This window comes from Fodinicurvata halophila (assembly GCF_042651425.1).
Lineage (GTDB): Bacteria > Pseudomonadota > Alphaproteobacteria > Kiloniellales > DSM-21159 > Fodinicurvata > Fodinicurvata halophila.
On sequence record NZ_JBHSCW010000001.1, the window covers coordinates 139096 to 157862 of the forward strand.

The window sequence follows — 18767 nt, forward strand, 5'->3', positions numbered from 1 at the left end:
GGCTCTTGCGGAAAAGGCCGCCCAACTCGATGGTCTGGCAGATTACTTGTCTTGCATAGGAACCTGCTCGCCATCGTCAGACGTGCTCACGGAGCGCGCAACCTCGGCGGCTTCCTCGACCGCCGCGGCATAGAGGCCGTCCACGATCCTCTGGCTCAGGTTCATCATGCGGCCGGTCTCGTCCATATAGTCCTCACCGGTCGTCTTCAGCCACCCCTGCTGGAGGCTCATGACCTCTTCCCAATTGGCACAGCCAGGCAGGGAGCGGAGCAGCCTGGTGTTGCTCGTCATGCGCCGCTGCGTGAAGGTGCTGACCTCCTTTTGCCAGGCGGCGAAGTTTTTCAGGCAGATATCCGTGGCACTCAGCATGGCTTCCGCCATCTGGCCATTCATGGCCGGGACCGTATCGGCGGGGACGCCCTCCCGGACCTGTGATGTCGGAACGCTGTCTTTCTTCATGTGCTTGGTCCTCATGTTTCCCGCATTGTCGGGCGGGCGGGTGGATGGACGGCCTGCCCCCGAAATCGGGCCGTGATTTCAATTGTGATACAGGCCGTAATAGCGCCTGAGAGCGGCAATGCGTGCCGGCATGATATCCAGTCTCTCGGCAATCTCGCCATCGCTCAGGCCGGCTTCCATCAGTGCCCGGCTATGCTTCAGTTGCGGGTGAGGGAGCTCTTCGCTCATGCCCGGTCCGATGGAACCGGGAAGCTTGGGATAGGGGGGTAAGGAAAAGGCGGCATCCGTCCGGCTTTTCATCCTAACGTCTCCTTTTTGGTTTTTGGGCTATAGAGAGCCGCGCCGGCAGAAACGAGTCTTCGAAAAACGGGGGTCTCGCGCACCCGATGCTTCAGCGCTTGACCTTTATATAGAAAGGCGCGGCAGATTGCGTATTGACGCAGGTTAATGCCCGCGCACTTTCAGGGTGCTGCGGCAAAAAATATTTCGGGTTTGAAAGACGAGGGCCTTGCGTCCGGACGATGCGCTTCAGGGGCTTCGCTCGTTGGCCGCCGCCAGTGCCGTAACGACTTCCCGGTCGCCAACCTGGTCGAAATTCTCGTACCACAGGCTGACCGCCCCCAGATCCTCCGGCTGGTGCAGGGCAACCAGGCGGTCGGCAATCTGAGCCAGTTCGGAGGCGACATCCGGCGCTGCCACGGGGGCGGCAAAGATCAGCTGTGCCGGTTCACGGCGCCGCACGGCCTGAAGTGCCGCTCTGGCGCTCAGGCCGGTGGCCACCCCGTCGTCGATCAGGATCACTGTCCGTCCCTCTAGGGCGCCCGACCAGGCATGATCGCCATAAAGCGCCTGCCGCTCCGCGATCTCCTGCGCCGCCTTGCGGGCCTCCGCATCGATGTGGCTTTCCGGAACCCCGAGCACCCGGATCAATTCGTCATTGCGCACGACCTGCAGGCTGGCCGCGATATCCTCGATCTCGGCCTCTGCTCCCACGCTCTCGCCGGTATGGACGGCTGCGGCAACGGCCAGTTCCGAGTGTCCCGGCGCACCGATCTTGCGCACCATCAGCAGGCCCAGCGGAGCGCCCAGCGCCTTGGCCACGATGGCCGCGATCGGCACCCCGCCCCGGGGCAGCGCCAGCACCACCGTACTCTCGCCGCCCAAATCCTTCAGTTCGCCGGCCAGCCGTTCGCCGGCATCCTGTCGATCCTTGAACACGAGCCTGTTCCCTGAAACCGGTTGTTTCCCGTCTATCCAGCAGCCTGCAGAGACCGCCTCCGCTCAGATCAGGGATCGGCGGTGGCGCCAGCCGTAGCTGCGCTGCTGGACGTGGGGATTGTTCTCGATCTCCTCATAGCCTTCGACGGCCAATGCCCGGGTCACATTCTCCCCGTCGTCGGACAGCGGAAAGATACCCAGGTCGTAGCAGGTCTTCCTCTCCGTATCGAAGGGCCAATAGGGGCGCGCATAGACCGGAACCTGCTCCTTCCAGACCACGTAGTAGGCCTCCTGGAACTCGCCGTCCCCGGAGACAAATTCCAGTTCGTCCAGGTAATGGCCGGTGAAGTCGAAACCGCTGACTTCGACCACCAGGGTTCCAACCAGACGATACCGCACGCGGAACGGCTCGGCCTCGATGTCGACGATGAGCAGCGAAGGCAGCAGGTCGCTAAGCTCGGCCGGATCGATCTCGGCCCGCCCCGGAGCGAAGCGCTCCCCGCGCAGGGTGTTCCAGTAGTCATGGACACGACGCACCCGCACACTGTGCACCTCGGAGAGAGCCGTCGTAATCCCCATCTCTTTTCCCCTAGTCGGAAGTCCCGCAACTTGGCGGCGATCTTCTCGGGCTGAGGAACCTCCTGTTCCCCGGCACGCATTATAGGTCAGAAGCACGTCCTACGCGAGTCTCCACAAGGGAAATGGCGTAGCGGCGCATGACGGCACTTGCCGGCCGCACCCGGAATACGCTAAAGCCCGAGATCATTGTGCTCGAGGCGGGAGTCTCCAGCGATAGTCTTGAGGGGTACACTCAGGTGCTCTCTCCAATCACCCGGTTCCTGCGCGCCGAATATCCCTTCGTGCTCGCGGCCTGCGTCCTGGCCCTGCTGGTGTCCGGCGGCGGTGCGATTGCAGAGGTGAGCACACTGCTTCCCAGGGCGGCCCTCTTTGCCGGCATATTTGCCGTGGTCCTGATCGCCGCCATCGGCGTGATGCATCATGCGGAGCACCTCGCAGCCCAGTTCGGCGATCCCCTGGGCACCATCGTCCTGACCCTCTCGGCCATCGCCATCGAGATCTCGCTGATCGCGACGATCTCCCTGCAGGGGGAAAGCAACCCGACCCTGGCGCGGGACACCATGTTCGCGATCCTGATGATCACCCTGAACGGCCTGATCGGCCTCTCCCTGCTGACGGGCGCGATCCGGCACAGGATCCAGGGCTTCAATGCGGAAGGCGCCCAGTCCTTCCTGGCCATTCTTGTGCCGCTCGCCGTCATCGCCCTGATCCTGCCTAACTTCACGCTGGCCGCGCCGGGTGGCCGCCTGAGCACGGCCCAGGCGGCCGTCTTCGCCCTCTTCTCGCTGATGCTCTATGCCATCTTCCTTTGGGTCCAGACCCGCCGGCACCAGAGCTATTTCCAGTCGCCGGAGGAACTCCAGGCGCATGAGAAGGAGGGTGTAATGCCCTCGGCGGAAGGGGGCCGCGGCCGGCTCTACCACCTTGTCATGCTTGGCCTGACCTTGCTGCCCATCCCGCTCATCTCGGAAAGCCTGGCGGTGCTCATAGAGGGCAGCTTCGTGGACCTGGGCCTGCCGGAAGCGCTGGCCGGCGTCGTCATCGCCATGCTCGTGCTCTCGCCCGAAGGCATCAGCGGCGTGCGCGCCGCCGTTGCCAACCGCATGCAGCGCTCGATCAACATCCTGTTCGGAACGGCGCTCTCCACCATCGCCCTGACCGTTCCGGCGGTGGTCCTGCTGGGGCTCTTCACCGGCCACGAACTCATCCTGGGACTGGCGGCCGAGGATTCCATCCTGCTGGCCCTGACGCTGGCCCTGTGCATGCTCACCTTCGGCGGGCGCAGCACGGACCTGCTGAAAGGAGCGGTGCACCTGGTGCTGTTCGGCGTTTTCCTGCTGCTGGTGATTGTCCCTTGAGGCGCGCGAGAGATTTTCCAGTCACGGAGCTGTGGTAGGCTGCCCCACCTGTCCTTTGGCAAGGCAGAAACAACAAGATGAACAGTATCGGGAGGGGAGCCCCGTGGAGCAGGAGCCTGAAACCTACGGCAACTTCGACTACATCGTCATCGGCGCCGGCTCGGCCGGCTGCGTCCTGGCCAACCGGCTCTCGGCCGATCCGGACAAGCGCGTGCTGCTGCTCGAGGCCGGCGGGCAGGACGACTGGATCTGGTTCCACATCCCCGTGGGCTATCTTTTCGCCATCGGCAACCCGCGCGCCGACTGGATGTTCCGCACCCAGGAGGATCCCGGCCTCAACGGGCGCAGTCTCGCCTACCCGCGCGGCAAGGTGATCGGCGGCAGCTCGGCCATCAACGCCATGATCTACATGCGCGGCCAGGCGCGCGACTACGACGGCTGGCGCCAGCAGGGCCTGGCCGGCTGGGGCTGGGACGACGTGCTGCCGTACTTCCTGAAGATGGAGGACCACGCCCGGCCGATGAACGCCTACCACCGCTCCGGCGGCGAATGGCATGTGGACTACCCGCGCATGCGCTGGCAGATCCTCGACCGCGTCCAGGACGCCGCCGAGGCGCTCGGCATTCCCAGGATCGAGGATTTCAACAGCGGCGACAACGAGGGCGCCAGCTATTTCCAGGTGAACCAGAAGCGCGGCCGGCGCTGGAGCGCGGCGCGCGGCTTCCTGAAGCCCGTCCTGAACCGCCCCAACCTGCAGCTCGCCACCGAGGCGCAGGTCGCGCGCATCGAGATCGATGCCGAGCGACGAGCCACGGGCGTCACCTTCTCCCGCGGCGGCAAGCGCTGGACCGCCCACGTCGCGGGCGAGGTCCTGCTTTCGGCCGGTTCCGTCTGCTCGCCCCAACTCCTGGAACTGTCCGGCATCGGCAATCCCGAGCATCTGGCCGCCCTAGGAATCGAGACCGTCCAGGCGGCCCCTGGCGTGGGCGAGAACCTGCAGGACCACCTGCAGCTCCGGCCTGTCTTCCAGGTCTCCGGCGTGCGCACCCTGAACGAGGACTACCACCGCCCCTGGAAGCGCGCGCTGATGGGCCTGGACTACCTGCTGCGCCGGCGCGGGCCTTTGACCATGGCGCCTTCGCAGCTGGGCATCTTCACCCGCTCCTCGCCGGAGCAGGAGACGCCGGATCTGGAGTTCCACATCCAGCCGCTGTCGCTGGACAAGTTCGGCGACGACCTGCACCGTTTCCCGGCCTTCACGGCCAGTGTCTGCAACCTGCATCCCACCAGCCGCGGGTCCATCCACGCCGGCTCCGCCGATCCCACGGACAAGCCTGTCATTCGTCCGAACTATCTTTCCACCGAGGAGGATCGACAGGTGGCGGTCAGGGCCCTGCGCCTGGCCCGAGAGCTGGCGGCCGCCCCGCCCCTGTCGGAGTTCCGGCCGCAGGAGATCAAGCCCGGCCCGGAACTGACCTCCGACGCGGACCTGGCCAAGGCCGCCGGCGACATCGGCACCACCATCTTCCACCCGGTGGGCACGGTGAAGATGGGCCCGGACAACGACCCCCAAGCGGTCCTGGACGCGGAGCTGAAGGTTCGCGGCGTGCGCGGCCTGCGCGTCGTCGACGCCTCGGCCATGCCCAGCATCACCTCGGGCAACACCAACTCGCCCACCATGATGATCGCCGAGAAGGCCGCCGAGATGATTCTGGCGGAGGGAAAAGGACGCTCCTGAGACTCCGTGGCGTCTACGACGGATCGGCCAGCTCTTCGGCCTGGGACCCAGGCCTGGCCTCTTCCAATGGGAAATGACAGGAATAGCGGCGCACGCCGCTCGCAACCTTTTCCGCTGCCAGTTCCGGCGTCTGGGCCGCGCAGAGATCTCGGGCATAGGGACAGCGCGGGTGGAACTCGCATCCCGAGGGGCGGTTCATCAGGCTGGGAATCTCGCCGGACAGCACGATCCGCGCGCTGCGACTCTCGGGATCCGGTGTAGGATTGGCCGAAAGCAGTGCTTCCGTATAGGGATGGCGGGGCCTGTCAAATATCCGCTGCGTCGGTCCCGTCTCGACGAAACGCCCCAGATACATGATCGCCATGCGGTCCGAGATGTGCCGTACGACGTTCAGGTTGTGCGTGATGATCAGGATGGTCAGGTTCAGTTCGCGCTGCAAACGCGCCAGTACGTTCAGGATCTCCCCCTGCACCGACACATCCAGGCCGGCAGTCGGCTCGTCGGCAAGGATGAGCCGCGGGTTCAGGGCCAGGGCCCGGGCCACCCCTACCCGGCGTGCCTGGCCACCCGAGAGCTGGTGTGGATAGCGGTCGGCAAACTCCGGGGCCAGTCCGACAAGTTCGAGCAGACGATGGGCTTCCGCATCCACATTCTTCAGCGGTACGTCATGAATCCGGTAGGGTTCCGTGATCAGGTTGCGCACTGTCTGCCGTGGCGAGAGCGACCCCACGGGATCCTGGAACATCATCGACATGCGCCGCCGCACAGGGGCCATCTGCCGGTCATTCCATCCCGTGATCTCCTCACCCTCGAAGCGGATGCTGCCCGAACTCGCCGGATTGAGGCCGATGATGGCACGGGCCAGGGTCGTTTTGCCGGAACCGCTCTCGCCGACCAGCGCATAGGTCTCACCCTCCTGGAGAGAGAACGACACATCGCACACGGCGTCGATGAAGGGGTCGGGATTGCGCTCCATCAGCGCCCTCAGCGGCGAGGTCGTGCGAAAGCGCACCGACAGGTTCTCTATCTCGAGCAATTGTGTCATCCCGCGGTTTCACGCTCCTTGACGTCCAGGCGATGGCAGGCCGCATACTGGCCCTCGTCCAACTGATGATAGCCCGGTGTTTCGCTACGGCAGCGCTCCCAGGCGTAGGGACAGCGATCGGTGAAGATGCAGCCCCCGGGCAACCGGGTCAGGTCCGGCAGCTCACCGGGAACCGTCGGCAGATTCCGGGTCACTTCCCGCAGACGACCGGGGTCGCACTCCAGCAGCTTTTCCGTATAGGGATGCGCAGGACTGGTGAACACGCGCTCCACCGGCCCGGCTTCCACCACCTCACCCGCATACATCACGACCATCTCGCGGCAGAGTTCGGCGATGACGCCAAGGTGATGCGAGATGAACAGGATCGCACAACCGGTTTCCTGCTGAAGCTCCGTCAGCAGGTTCATGATCTGCACTTCCAGCGTGGCGTCCAGGGCGGTGGTCGGCTCGTCGGCGATCAGCAGGTCCGGCTTGGCCAGCATCGCCATGGCGATCGCGATACGCTGGCGCATGCCGCCGGAGAACTGGTGAGGATACTGGTCGAGCCGCTTCTCGGCATCCGGGATGCCGACGCGCTCCAGCATCCCGGCAGCTCGGCGGCGTTTTTCCGCGCGCCCATACCTTTCGCGAAACTGGATGTCGCACATCTGCCGGCCGATCGAGAGTACCGGGTTCAACGAAGTCATCGGATCCTGGAAGATCATGGCAATCCGCTTGCCGCGTATCTCGCGGCGCATCCGCGCCTCGGACAGCCCCAGCAGGTCATCTCCCTCCAGCACTATCCGTCCCGAAGTCACCTCCGCGTTCCCGGAGAGCAGGCCGATGATCGCATTGATCAGGGTGGACTTGCCGCAGCCGGATTCCCCGACCACACCCACGGTGGTGCCCGTCGGTACGGAGAAGTTCACCTGGCGCAGCGCGTGCAGGCGTCCCCGTGGTGTGCGGAAGTCCACTGAAAGGTCGCTGATCGACAGGATCTTCGCGTCGTCGTTCATAGGTCCCTGCGCAGCTTGGGGTCGAAGAGGTCCCGCAAGGTCTCGCCCAGGAAGGTGAAGACCAGCGTCGTCACGATCAGTGGCATGCCGCCCGCGATCACCGGCCAGGGCGCCTGGCGGATATAGGAGAAACCGTCGTTCAGGATATTCCCCCAGCTCGGCGTCGGCGGCTGCACGCCCATGCCCAGGAAGGACAGGCCCGCCTCGATGGTGATGACGATGGGAATGTCCATGGAAGCCAGGATCAGCAGCGGGCCGATCGCGTTGGGCAGCACATGGACACGCAGGATGCGTCCCATCCCGGCTCCCATGGAGCGTTCCGCCAGTATGAATTCGTTGTTCTTGAGCGACAGCGTCTGGGTGCGCGCCACGCGCCCGAAGGTGGGCACCGAGGTTACGGCAACCACGAAGATCACCGTGTAGAGGCTCGCGCCCAGGACGGTCAGGACCGCCAGGCCGAAAATAACAACCGGGAAGGACCTGACCGTGTCGAACAGCAGCAGGATCGCGGCATCCAGCCACTTTGGCCCGAACCCGGCAATCAACCCCAGGGCAAGGCCCAGGGTCAGGGCCGTCGCGATGGAGGCGAAGGCCACCTGAAGCGCGATCTGGCCGCCATAGAGGACGCGCGAGAACATGTCCCTGCCCAGGTGATCCGTTCCCAGCCAGAACTCCCAGGAGGGAGCCTCGAAACGCTCGCCGGCGTAGATCTGCGTCGGATCATAGGGCGCCAGCCAGGGCGCCATCGCACAGGCCGCGATGATAACCAGCGCCACCAGGATGCAGGTCGTGCCCACGGGGTCGTGCAGTACGCGCACCAGGGCACTGGCATTGCCCGAACGCGCCCCCCCTTCTGCTCCCCGCCCCAACAGGCGGCGCAGGGCGGGGCGACGCAGCGTGCTTCCCAGGGTGCGATCCTCGGCCATCTACAGGCTCTCCCGCGATCTCGGGTCGATCAGGGCATTGATCATGTCGGCCACGGTGGTGCACACCACGAACAGCACGGTCGACATGACCACTGACCCCATGACCACGGGGTAGTTGCGCTTGCCCACCGACTCATAGATCAGCGATCCCAGGCCGGGCCTGGAGAAGACGATCTCGGCGAACACCGCCGCGGAGATCAGGTAGCCGATGCCGACGCCCAGCACCGTGATGGTGGGCAGCACCGCAATCGGCAGGGCATAGTTCAAGACCACACGCCATTCGGGCAGGCCGAAGGCCCTGGCCGTGCGGATATGATTCTCTCCCATCACCTCCAGCATCGAAGCCCGCACCATGCGCGCGATATAACCGACCCAGGCCAGACCTACGGCCAGCGCCGGCAGAACCAGATGCTGCAGGCGCGAGAGAAAAGTGGGCTCGCCGATCCCCATGGTGGGGAACAGGCCCAGCCAGAGAGCGAAGACCAGCAGGACATAGATCGAGATCACGAAGGACGGCACCGCGATGACGGCCACCGAGAAGAACCCAAGCACCCGGTCGATCCAGGTATTGCGCTTGATCGCCGAGAAGCAGCCCAGCGGGATACCCACCAGGGCGGCCCAGCCGATGGCCGTGAACACCAGGATCACGGTGTGCGGCAGTTGGTCGAACACGATCTCGCTGACCGGACGACCGCGGACGATGTCCCGGCCGAAATCTCCTTGCAGCATGTTCCCGAAGAAATTCAGGATCTGCACCACGAAGGGCTCGTCCAGCCCCAGCTGCGCACGCAGTTCCGCACGCAGCTCGGGCGTCGCACGCGGGCCCAGGATGACGCTGGCCGGATCCCCGGGCACCGCGTGGATCATCGCATAGAGCAGGGTCACGGCGACGGCGACGATCACCACGCCAAGCCCCGTTCTGCGTACCAGGAACACCCACATTGCGTACGGTCCCTATGACCTGTCCATCACGCGATCCTCAGCTGGTCTCGAACCTGTGATAGAGCGGGATGCCGTCGGGCCGCAGTGCCGGCTCAATGAAATCCCGGTACATGACGGGATTGGTCTCGTGGGTGATGAACCTGTAGGCGCCGGACTCCTCCATGATGTCCTGCATCTCCCGGTACATCCGATCGCGTTCCTCCTCGTCGGATTCCTGCACCGCTTTCTCATGCAGCTCGGCAAAACGGCTGTTGTCGAAGCGCTCCCAGTTCCACACCCCGATCTGCTCGGGAACGAACCACTGGGTGGCATAATAGGGGTCGGGCAGTGAGGAGAAACGGTTCAGCATCAGCTCCAGGTCCTGCCACTGGTCGCCTTCCGCTTCCGAGCCCAGGCTCCACCAGACGCCGGGGTCGTGCAGCTGGACCGAGGCGTCGAAGCCGGCCTGGTTCAGCTGGCTCATGATCACCTGGGCGGCGGTCGAGAACGTGGAGGTATTGCGCACATCGACACGCACGCTCATGCCGCTCTTGCCGGCTTCCTCCAAAAAAGAACGGGCGCGCTCGGGATCGCCTTCCAGCGGCACCAGGGGTTCGGGCCTGTGCCCCACCAGCCCCGGCGCGATGATTCCCGTGGCCGGGTCTGCTACGCCGAAATAGGCAGCTTCCAGGATTTGCGGCACATTGATGGCCCACTGCACTGCCTGGCGCACCTTCTTGTCCTGGAACTTCTCATGGTAGAGGTTGATGCCCAGCCACACGTAGAACAATGAAGGATAGTTCTCCACCACGGTGTCGGCGGGCGGATCCGCCTGGTAGTCCGGCAGCGAGGAGACCGAGGGTTGGGTCATGTCCAAGTCGCCGGCCTCATAAGAGATTTCGGCGGTCTGTTCGTCGCCTATGGGATAGAGCCGGATCTCGTCAAAGGCCTGTTCCTCACCGGTCCAGGCCTCGTTGCGCTCCAGGATCGTCACCTCGTCGGCACGCCATTCCTTGAGCTTGTAGGGACCGGAGAAGGCAGGCGGCGGATCCATGTCGAAGCGATCCCCGCCCGTGGCCTCTTCCACAGCCTTCTTGCAGACGATGTGACCCACACCATAGCAGAGCGCCACCAGCCACAGCGGCTCGAAGGGCTCGGACAGCACGATGACTCCGTTGTAGTCGTCCTCCACATCGACGCTCTCCAGGGGACCAAAGTCGCCGGCCACCGGTGAATCCAGGTCCGGATCGATGACCCGTTCGAAGGAGTATTTCACGTCCTCGGCCGTCAGTTCGCCATAGTCGTTCGACCACATGATCCCCTGACGCAGGCGGAAGCGGATGTGGGTGTCGTCGACCTTCTCGATCTCCTCGGCCGCCTGCAGTTCCCATTCCCAGCTTTCCTGGTTGGGAACGTAGTCGATCAGTTTGTGATACAGGCAATTGATGACGTCGACATTGTAGGAGTTCTCGTAGACGGCCGGATCGAGCCGGTTGATGTCCGAGAACATGCGGGTACGCAGCACGCGGTTGTCCTGGGACAACACCGTTTTCGGAGCGAGAGCGAATCCCGCTCCGGCCGCGGCTGATGTCGCCAGGAAATGACGACGGGACAGGGCCAGCCTGCGAAGTGATGTCGTGGTTGTCATTGAAGCCTCCTATTTCATGGTTCCGGTCACCTCATCGAGGGCCGTTTTCATACCTGCTGTCGGGGAATCTTCCGCGACAGCCGGCGGCGATTGACCTCCTCTCCCCCTTCGAACGCAGCGATATCCGCCTCCAGATGGAATGCGTCGACATCGGCACTCATGCTCGTTCGGGTCGTGATCTCCACGGACCAGCCCTCGCGCCAGAGACGACAGTTCCACTCGGTCTCCGCCCGGGCGGAGAGCGGATCGTCCGGTCGGATGCGGTAGATCTCGCGCGATCGCAGGTGCGTGTTGAGGCCATGGCGGTGAAAGTGCTTGCCGCCATCGTCATCGGCCACCGTCACCAGGCTCTCGCCCGTCGTCAGGTCCTGCTCCGCGCGGCGAGTCGTGGCGGACTGCCCATGGAAGCTGATCTCGGCCTCTCCCTCACTCCGGGCCGGCGCGACGGACACTGTCTCGTCCTCTGGCCGCGGCCGCCGCTCCGGCAGGTCGAGAAACGTTCCGGGCGAATGCAGCGTGATGGTCACCGGCCGCGGGGCGGGCCAGATCATGGGCCAGTAGGAAGTGGAGAGCGCCAGCCGCACCACGCGCCCGGGCTTGAACGACCAGGCCACGTCGTCGAGCTGTAGACGTATGCGGTAGCGCTTGCCTGGCTCCAGCACCTCCGGGCTTTCGTGGCTGTCGCGATGGGTCAGGTTCAGGCAGCCGAAGGTCACGCGCCGGCTTGCCCCGTCTTCACCCACGTCGCACAGCCGCGCGGTTACATGCGCGACCGGCTGGTCGACCGAGATGTCCAGTTCCACGACCGGGGCGCCGAAGATCTCCAGCCGCTCGTCGAGCGGAGCACTGTCGAACACCAGTGAACCGGCATCGTCATGGCGCTGGTCCACCGGCATGTCGCCCCCCAACGCCAGCTTGGGGCAGAAGCGGCCCGCGGCAAGTCCCACGGTCTGCAGCGAAGAGTGGCTGCGCACCCCCTCCTCTTGGGGTTCGCTCTCGCAGAGTCCACCGTCCATCCGGGTAAACAGGCGCCGCATCTGCAGGTTCGCGCTGGGCCAGCCCGGCTCGACGATCCAGCGCCCCGTCACGCCGCGCGCCGGATCGGGACTCTCCGGACTCTCGCTCATCCAGGCAAGATAGCCCGGGTCTTCGGGGGCCAGGGTCTCGGCGTCCCCCTCCAGCCAGTGTCGCCACCACCGCGTCATTTCCTCGATGAAATCGAAGGTCGGCTCCGGTTCGCCGACCTGGGGATACTTGTGTCCCCAGGGACCCACGATGCCGCGACGCGGCGCCTCCTGGCCGGCCAGGAGGCGCGGGATGGCGTTGGAATAGGGGTCGGCCCAGCCGCCCGCGGCCAGGATGGCCGCCTTGATGGCACCCGGGTCCTCGCAGACCGAGCCATGCCGCCAAAAGGCGTCGCGATGCTGGTGCTCCAGCCAGTTGGCGGCAAAGAACGGCAGGTTGTCCATGCGTTCGTGCCACATCTGGCGCCAACGGTCGCCGACCAGGACGGGGTCCGGCGGACGCGTGCAGAAGTGCAGCATGGTTGCGCCCCAGGCCAGGTTGTCGTTCAGCAGGCACCCACCCTTGTAATGGATGTCGTCGGCATAGCGGTCATCGGTGGAACAGACCGTGACGATCGCCTTGAGCGGGGCCGGCCGCAGCGCTGCCACCTGCAGCGCATTGAAGCCGCCCCAGGAGATGCCCATCATGCCGACCCGGCCGTTGCACCACTTTTGCCCGGCGATCCAGTCGATCACCTCGACGGCATCGTCCAGCTCCTGCGGCAGGTATTCGTCGTGCATCAGGCCGTCGGAGTCCCCGTTGCCCCGCATGTCCACGCGCACACAGGCAAAGCCGCCGGTTGCCAGGGCCCGATGCATGGGCTCGTCCCGGATCACGGTGTGATCGCGCTTGCGATAGGGCAGATACTCCAGCAGGGCGGGTACGGGGGCCTGTGCCGCCTCGCCCGGCAGCCATATCCGTGCCGCCAGCCGACAGCCGTCGGCCAACGTTATCCAGCAGTTCTCAATTTCCTCGACCGCAGCCGCCCCGGGCACCGGCACGTCCATCGATCCTACCTCTTTCTGCCTTGCCTTCTCGCACCGTCACCCTGTCCAGCCGCCACACTGGCAGGTCGCTGTCGGCTTGGGAGGCTGTTTCCTCTTCTTCCATGAAACGTTGCATTACGGCGCGGGCCGGCAGCAATTGCGCTAGTATTGGCGCTTTTATGCGAGATGGTGCTCTGCTAGCTTAAGAGAGTTCAAGAAACGAAACAAAGGCCCGCGATGGCTCAGGAGAGGGACCCCCTTGGCGAGAACTTCCGGCGGAACCTGAACTATATCTGCCGCTACTTCGAATCGGTTTCCTACATCTGCCGGCGCCTGGCCATGAACCGGCAGCAGTTCAACAAATACCTGAACGGGCGCAGCTTCCCCTCGCGCAATACGATGCGCAAACTGTGCGACTTCTTCGGGGTGGAGGAAACGGAATTCCTCATGGAGCCCAGCGAGTTCTCGGAGCTGGTACGCATACGTGCCCCGCACGAGCAAAGACGGATCACCGAGCTGCCCCACCTGCAGCATGTCCACCGCCTGATGGAACGATCTCGCGGCAACCTGGACCAGTATGTCGGCTATTATTACCGCTATTTCTTTTCCTATGGCTATCCGGGCCATATCGTGAAATCACTTGTCGCCATCTTCGCCGTGGACGGCTTCTATTACTCCAAGAACATCGGCCATTTTCATATCCCCGACGATACGGGGCAGGAGCGGGTCTGGTTTCGCTACCTGGGCACCGTGTTGCACATCCAGGACCGCATCTATGCCCTGGAGTACGAGGACAGGCTGCAGGACATGGTGGCCGAGACAATCCTCTATCCGGCCTATCGCACCCACCGCAACTTCCTCTCCGGCGTACAGTGCACACTGGCCGGCTCGCGCAGCCGCACGCCCTCGGCCGGCCGCGTGGTCTTCGAATACCTGGGTCGCTACATCGATGCCCTTAACGCTCTGCGCCACTGCGGCCTGTTTTCCGAGAACAGCGAAAGCATTCCCAAGTACATCCTCGAGCGCATCGACAACCGCGCCAAGGGCCAGGATTACGTGCTGAGCGCCTTGGAATAATGCCGGAGAGAGGCCAGGCAGCCTCGTGACGCAGCCATCTCCTGCTGGCCTGAGCACCCGATCTCCATTGATCGTTCCCGGCTATTCCCTTGCCCAGGTGTCCAGGATGGCGCGTGCAGTCATGCCGGGCCGCGCGCCGAGGTCTTCGGCATGCTTGTTCACGGCCGAGACGAGTCCGTCCTCGTAGCTCGAGCGCGCCTCGCCGATGCGGGCGCTTTCGGCTGCCACGGTGAAGGCGGCGATGCCGCGCTGGTCCAGCGCCGGCAATCGGCCCAGCCCGGCCTCCTCCATGCCGATCCCGGCGTCGTTGAAGACGCCGGCGAAGCCGTCGACCTGCAGGGCCTTGGCCGGTTCACCCCCGACCAGCCCGCCATGCGAGCCGGTGACGACGATCTGCCCGGCATCCTCGGGGCGGACGTCGGCGGCGGAATCGATCATCACGATGCGCCGGGCTTTCCCCTCGATCACCTGGCGGGATTCCCCGATGGGCGGCGGCGTGACCTGCCTGAGCGGCGCCGCCGTCAGGGCCTCGGAGGCCTCGCGGCAGCTTTGGCCCGCCGCCGCGCCCAGCCCGGCGGCCACGGTGTTCACCCGGCTGATGCGACCGCGTGCCAGCATGTCGCCCGTGTCCCCGATGCGGCAGGAGGCGGAGGACACCGCCGCCGCGGCGATGCCCAGGTCTTCCAGGTAGGCCAGCCCGCCGACGCCGGCCTCGTCCTTGCCGATCCCGGCATCACAGAGGACGATGGCCCTAACCGCCGCGCGCGCCGCCAGGTAGCCCGGATAGCGGCCGCCATGCGAGCCGCAGATCACCACGGCCCCCTCGGCCTCGGGCGGCAGGCGCGTGGCCGTGTTCGCCGTGATCACGCCAGAGGGCGGATTGTCTCCCGTCATCTCAGCCGCGTGCCACATTTGCGCTGCGCCGGGGACGCCCCGTATGCGCGTGGCAGATACGGGCCAGCTCGGCGATGCCTTCCCGGATCTGCTGCTTGCTGGGCAAGGCGAAGCAGAGGCGCATGTGGCTCCGAGCCTCTTCGGGATCGCAGGCCCAGTCCGGTCCGGGATTGAAGGCCACCCCCTGCTCCAGGGCCGCGGCCGCAAAGCTCCGCACATCGACCTCGTCCGGCAGCTTCACCCAAAGGAAGATGCCGCCTTCGGGCATGAAGATCTCGACGTCCGTGCCGAACTCCTTCTCCAGGGCCTCGACCAGGGTGTCCAGCTTGCCCCGGAGCGCGGGCGTCAAGCGCGCCAGATGGTCATCGAAGGACTGGCTGAAGTACTCGGCCACCACCATCTGCTCCAGGGCGCCGGTCCCGCCGTCCCCCTTGCAGGCCAGGAGCTGGCTCAGCACCGACCAGTCGGCGATGACATAGCCGACGCGCAATGCCGGGGCCAGGGACTTGGAGAAAGAGCCGATGTGGATGACCTGCGCCGGGGCCAGGCTGTAGAGCGCCGGCGGCGCATCCCCGGCGGCCCAGCGCACGTCGGCATAGCACTCATCCTCGAAGATCGGCACGGCGAACTCCCTGGACAGGGCGATGAGCTCTCGGCGACGCTCGAGGCTCAGAATGCTGCCGGTGGGATTCTGGACCGTGGGAATCGTATAGATGTACTTCGGCCGGACCCCCTGCTGCCGCAGGTCTTCCAGGATCCCGCGCAGCGCCGCCATGTCCAGGCCGCCGCCGTCCAGCGGCGCGCCGACGACATGCGCCCCGCGGGCCCGGGCTTTCGCGATCGCGCCGCCGTAGGTGAGGCTCTCGAGGATCACGGTATCTCCCGGCGCCAGCAGCAGCTGGTTCACCAGGTCCATGCCCTGCAGCGACCCCGAGGTGATGGCCACGTCATCCCGCGTGGCCGCGATCCCGCGAGTCCGCGCGACCTTGTCGGCCACGAAGTCGCGCAAACCCTCGTGTCCCTGGGGGCCATGCCCCAGGTTGTACTTGCCGAGCAAGGCGCCATCCCGGGCGATGACGCGGGAGGCGATCTGCGCCAGCGTTTCGGCAGGCACCTCGGAAGGATCGTTGTGGCCATAGACGAAATTGTACTTCGGCAATCCGGTAAACCGTGGAATGGGGACCGGCAATCCGTCCCGAAAGGCATCCGTGAAGGCAAAGGGGCTGTTCTGGCTCATGGGCGCTAATGTCTCCTGCGCAAGGTCAGGTCGAGCGGCACTGCAAGCCGCCGTCGACGGGCAATTCAACGCCGGTAATGTACTGTGCCTCGTCCGAGGCCAGGAAAACCGAGGCCCAGGCCACGTCCCAGGCGGTTCCCTGGCGCTGCATGGGGGGAATGGCATCCCGCTTCGCCCGCATCTCGTCGACACTGTCGTAGTAGCCGCTGATATGCTGGTAGATGTGCGGGGTATCCAGGACGCCGGGCATGATGACGTTGGCCCGGATTCCCCTGGATGCGTATTCGACGGCGAGGGTCTTGGTGAAGTGGTTCACCGCCGCCTTGGAGGCGTAATAGGAGGCATAGGGATAGCCGGTGTAGCGGATGGCAGCCAGAGAGGAGATGTTGACGATGGCCCCCGCACCCTGCTGCTCCATGATGGGAAGCACGGCCTTGCAGGTCAGGAACACCCCCTTGGCGTTGATGGCCATGACGCGGTCCCAGCTTTCCTCCGACGCCTCGGCGGCTCCGCCGGCCTCGTTGATCCCGACATTGTTGTGCAGGATATCGATGCGCCCGAAGTCCTCCATTGCCCCCTGCACGGCGGCATGCACCTCTCCGCTCTCGACGATATTGGCCGCCCGGGCAGTGGCCGTACCGCCTTCGTCCTGGATGATCCTGCTTGTCTCCTCGGCCGCGCCGCCGTTGAGGTCGACACAGACGACCCTGGCCCCTTCGCGGGCATAGGCGACGGCTGCGGCCTTGCCGTTGCCCCAGCCCTCCCCCACCGAGCCGGCGCCGAAGACAATGGCGACCTTGTTCCTGAGACGATTGGGCATGCGGCACTCTCCTGATTAGTCGAACAAGACGCCGGGCAGCCAGAGCGTCAGGCCCGGAATGAAGATCAGCGCCAGAAGTGTCGCCACGCCCAGCAGCAGGAAGGGCAGGATGTCCTTCAGGCTGTGTTCCAGCGGCAGGTCGGCAATCTTGCAGGCCACGGCCAGGCACAGGCCGATCGGCGGCGTGATGAGGCCCAGGCAAAGCGTCACGATGACGAGGACTCCCATGTGGATGGGATCGACCCCCAGGGCCACGCCGGCCGGATGCAGGACCGGCACCAGCATCACCATGGCCGCATTGGCTTCCATGAACGTGCCCACGAACAGCAGGAATCCGGCGATCAGCAGCAGGAACAGGACCGGGCTCTGGGTCAGGCCCGTCATGAGCTCGACCGCTGCCTGCGGGGCGTTGGCATAGGCCAGTTGCCAGGCAAACAGCTGGGCGGCCCCGACAATGATCATGATGACGGCGGTCGTGTGGACGGTTTCCCGCAGCGCATCGATGCAGCCGCGCAGGTCGAGCTCGCGATAGCCGAGACTGCCGACGAGTAAGGCGTAGGCGACGGCGACGGCCGAACATTCCGTGACGGTGAACACACCGCCGACGATCCCCACCAGGATCAGGACCGGCAGGGCGAGGGCCCCGCTGGCCCGCAGGAACGTTCGCCAGAGTTCATGCCAGGACACCGGATCGTGGACCGGATAGGCCCGGCGCCGGGAAATGAAATAGGCCCCGAACAGGATACCGCCCCCGAGCAGGAGGCCGGGGATCAGCCCGGCCACGAACAGGCGCACGATGGATTCCCCCGCCACCACGCCATAGACGATGGCGGCGATGGACGGCGGTATGATCGGCGCAACGACGGAAGAGGCCGCCGTGGTCGCGACCGAGAAGGAGCGGCTGTAGCCCTCTTTCACCATGGCCGGAATGAAAATCCGGCCCAGCATGGAGGTGTCCGCCACCGCCGATCCCGAGATGCCCGAGAAGAAGGTGGAAGCCACCACATTGCTCATGGCCAGGCCGCCGGAAAAGCGTCCGACCAGGGCATTGGCGAAGTCGATCAGGCGCCGGGTCATGCCGCCCCGCGTCATGAGCGACCCGGTCAGCAGGAAGAAGGGAATGGCCAGCAGCGTGAAGCTGTCCATGCCCGCGAACAGGCGCTGGGCCATGATCACGGGATTGGTGCCGCCATCGATCCAGAGAGTAGCCATGGAGGCGGCAATGATGGAGAAGCCCAATGGCACGCCGATCAGGATCAGCCCGATGATCAGCACGGCCAGAAGCAGGAGGCTCATTGCTCTTCTCCCGCCAGCTGGGACAGCCGCTGGAGCACCAGCAGCAGGGCTATGAACGCGCCGCCGACAGGGATGGCCAGGTGCGGCCAGTACATGGAGATCTCGAGGGCGGCGGAGTCACGCCGCCCACCGATCTCGGCAAAGGCATAGCCATACCAGACCAGGGACCCGGCCATCACCAGGATGACCGTGTCCCTCAGCCAGCCGAGGAGGTCCCGGTAGGGGGACGGGAGGGCACTCGCCAGGACGTTGACCGCGATATGCTCGTGTTTGCGCAGCACCCGGGCACTGGCCAGCATGGTGATCCAGGCCATGAGGAAGCGTGCCGTTTCCTCGGTCCAGCCAGGTGCAGAGTTCAGGACATAGCGCCCGAAGACCTGGTAGCAGATGCTGACCACCATAACGGCCATTGCGATCAGCAGAATCCCTTCGAGAACCCTCTCGATGAATCCTGCGAGCCTCGACAGCATGGAGAGGCCCTCCCCGTCCCCTTGGACCCGGACGC

General features: G+C 65.1%; 18 protein-coding genes. 3 read left to right on the top strand and 15 right to left on the bottom strand.

All coding sequences use genetic code 11. From position 1 onward, the window contains the following. Nucleotides 1–42: 42 nt before the first annotated feature. The 4 genes from ACFOW6_RS00690 to ACFOW6_RS00705 all read right to left on the bottom strand — a co-directional run bounded on the left by ACFOW6_RS00690 (nt 43) and on the right by ACFOW6_RS00705 (nt 2256). Nucleotides 43–459: a phasin family protein gene (locus tag ACFOW6_RS00690; RefSeq protein WP_382420119.1), complete on the bottom strand. Its 417-nt coding sequence runs from the start codon at nt 457–459 to the stop codon at nt 43–45. A 78-nt stretch (nt 460–537) separates the two neighbouring features. After that, the gene (locus tag ACFOW6_RS00695) at nt 538–759 is read right to left on the bottom strand and encodes a hypothetical protein (RefSeq protein WP_382420121.1); all 222 of its coding nucleotides are present in this window, start codon (nt 757–759) and stop codon (nt 538–540) included. Nucleotides 760–987: 228 nt separating this feature from the next. Beyond that, nucleotides 988–1677: a phosphoribosyltransferase gene (locus ACFOW6_RS00700; RefSeq protein WP_382420123.1), complete on the bottom strand. Its 690-nt coding sequence runs from the start codon at nt 1675–1677 to the stop codon at nt 988–990. 63 nt (nt 1678–1740) lie between these two features. Continuing rightward, complete coding sequence (locus ACFOW6_RS00705; protein WP_382420125.1) at nt 1741–2256, bottom strand: PAS domain-containing protein; 516 nt, start codon at nt 2254–2256, stop codon at nt 1741–1743. A 137-nt stretch (nt 2257–2393) separates the two neighbouring features. On the opposite strand from ACFOW6_RS00705, the gene ACFOW6_RS00710 reads away from it, so the two are divergent. Further along, nucleotides 2394–3614, top strand: a complete 1221-nt coding sequence (locus ACFOW6_RS00710) for a calcium:proton antiporter (protein WP_382420127.1) — start codon at nt 2394–2396, stop codon at nt 3612–3614. Between the two features lie 103 nt (nt 3615–3717). Next, the gene (locus ACFOW6_RS00715; RefSeq protein ID WP_382420129.1) at nt 3718–5352 is read left to right on the top strand and encodes a GMC family oxidoreductase; all 1635 of its coding nucleotides are present in this window, start codon (nt 3718–3720) and stop codon (nt 5350–5352) included. Between the two features lie 13 nt (nt 5353–5365). Here the strand turns inward: ACFOW6_RS00715 and ACFOW6_RS00720 are convergent, their stop codons facing one another. Genes ACFOW6_RS00720 through ACFOW6_RS00745 form a run of 6 tightly spaced genes read right to left on the bottom strand, consistent with a single transcriptional unit; the run spans nt 5366 to nt 12959 of the window. After that, nucleotides 5366–6397 (bottom strand): ABC transporter ATP-binding protein, encoded by a 1032-nt coding sequence (locus tag ACFOW6_RS00720; RefSeq protein ID WP_382420131.1) that lies wholly within the window; start codon nt 6395–6397, stop codon nt 5366–5368. Next, nucleotides 6394–7392 carry an ABC transporter ATP-binding protein gene (locus tag ACFOW6_RS00725; RefSeq protein WP_382420133.1) on the bottom strand — a complete coding sequence of 333 codons (999 nt, stop codon included), beginning with the start codon at nt 7390–7392 and terminating at the stop codon, nt 6394–6396. Before ACFOW6_RS00725 ends, ACFOW6_RS00720 begins: the two co-directional genes overlap by 4 nt. Continuing rightward, entirely contained in the window at nt 7389–8318 is a 930-nt protein-coding gene (locus tag ACFOW6_RS00730; RefSeq protein WP_382420135.1) for an ABC transporter permease, read from the bottom strand. The genes ACFOW6_RS00725 and ACFOW6_RS00730 overlap by 4 nt, the downstream gene beginning before the upstream one ends. Beyond that, the gene (locus ACFOW6_RS00735; protein WP_382420137.1) at nt 8319–9260 is read right to left on the bottom strand and encodes an ABC transporter permease; all 942 of its coding nucleotides are present in this window, start codon (nt 9258–9260) and stop codon (nt 8319–8321) included. A gap of 37 nt (nt 9261–9297) precedes the next feature. After that, entirely contained in the window at nt 9298–10887 is a 1590-nt protein-coding gene (locus tag ACFOW6_RS00740; protein ID WP_382420139.1) for an ABC transporter substrate-binding protein, read from the bottom strand. Between the two features lie 47 nt (nt 10888–10934). Beyond that, nucleotides 10935–12959: a CocE/NonD family hydrolase gene (locus ACFOW6_RS00745; protein WP_382420141.1), complete on the bottom strand. Its 2025-nt coding sequence runs from the start codon at nt 12957–12959 to the stop codon at nt 10935–10937. A gap of 216 nt (nt 12960–13175) precedes the next feature. Between ACFOW6_RS00745 and ACFOW6_RS00750 the strand changes: the two genes are divergently transcribed. Next, nucleotides 13176–14015 (top strand): helix-turn-helix domain-containing protein, encoded by an 840-nt coding sequence (locus ACFOW6_RS00750; RefSeq protein WP_382420143.1) that lies wholly within the window; start codon nt 13176–13178, stop codon nt 14013–14015. An 81-nt stretch (nt 14016–14096) separates the two neighbouring features. Here ACFOW6_RS00750 and ACFOW6_RS00755 read toward each other — a convergent pair whose 3' ends face one another. The 5 genes from ACFOW6_RS00755 to ACFOW6_RS00775 are packed head-to-tail and all read right to left on the bottom strand — an operon-like array spanning nt 14097 to nt 18732. Beyond that, nucleotides 14097–14909, bottom strand: a complete 813-nt coding sequence (locus tag ACFOW6_RS00755) for a hypothetical protein (RefSeq protein ID WP_382420145.1) — start codon at nt 14907–14909, stop codon at nt 14097–14099. A 1-nt stretch (nt 14910) separates the two neighbouring features. Continuing rightward, a complete protein-coding gene (locus tag ACFOW6_RS00760; protein WP_382420147.1) occupies nt 14911–16146 on the bottom strand; it encodes an aminotransferase-like domain-containing protein in 1236 nt (411 codons plus the stop codon). Nucleotides 16147–16171: 25 nt separating this feature from the next. Next, nucleotides 16172–16966, bottom strand: coding sequence for an SDR family NAD(P)-dependent oxidoreductase (locus ACFOW6_RS00765; protein ID WP_382420149.1), 795 nt, complete (start codon nt 16964–16966; stop codon nt 16172–16174). Nucleotides 16967–16981: 15 nt separating this feature from the next. After that, the gene (locus tag ACFOW6_RS00770; RefSeq protein ID WP_382420151.1) at nt 16982–18262 is read right to left on the bottom strand and encodes a TRAP transporter large permease; all 1281 of its coding nucleotides are present in this window, start codon (nt 18260–18262) and stop codon (nt 16982–16984) included. Then, a complete protein-coding gene (locus tag ACFOW6_RS00775) occupies nt 18259–18732 on the bottom strand; it encodes a TRAP transporter small permease (RefSeq protein WP_382420153.1) in 474 nt (157 codons plus the stop codon). Before ACFOW6_RS00775 ends, ACFOW6_RS00770 begins: the two co-directional genes overlap by 4 nt. Nucleotides 18733–18767 lie beyond the last annotated feature (35 nt).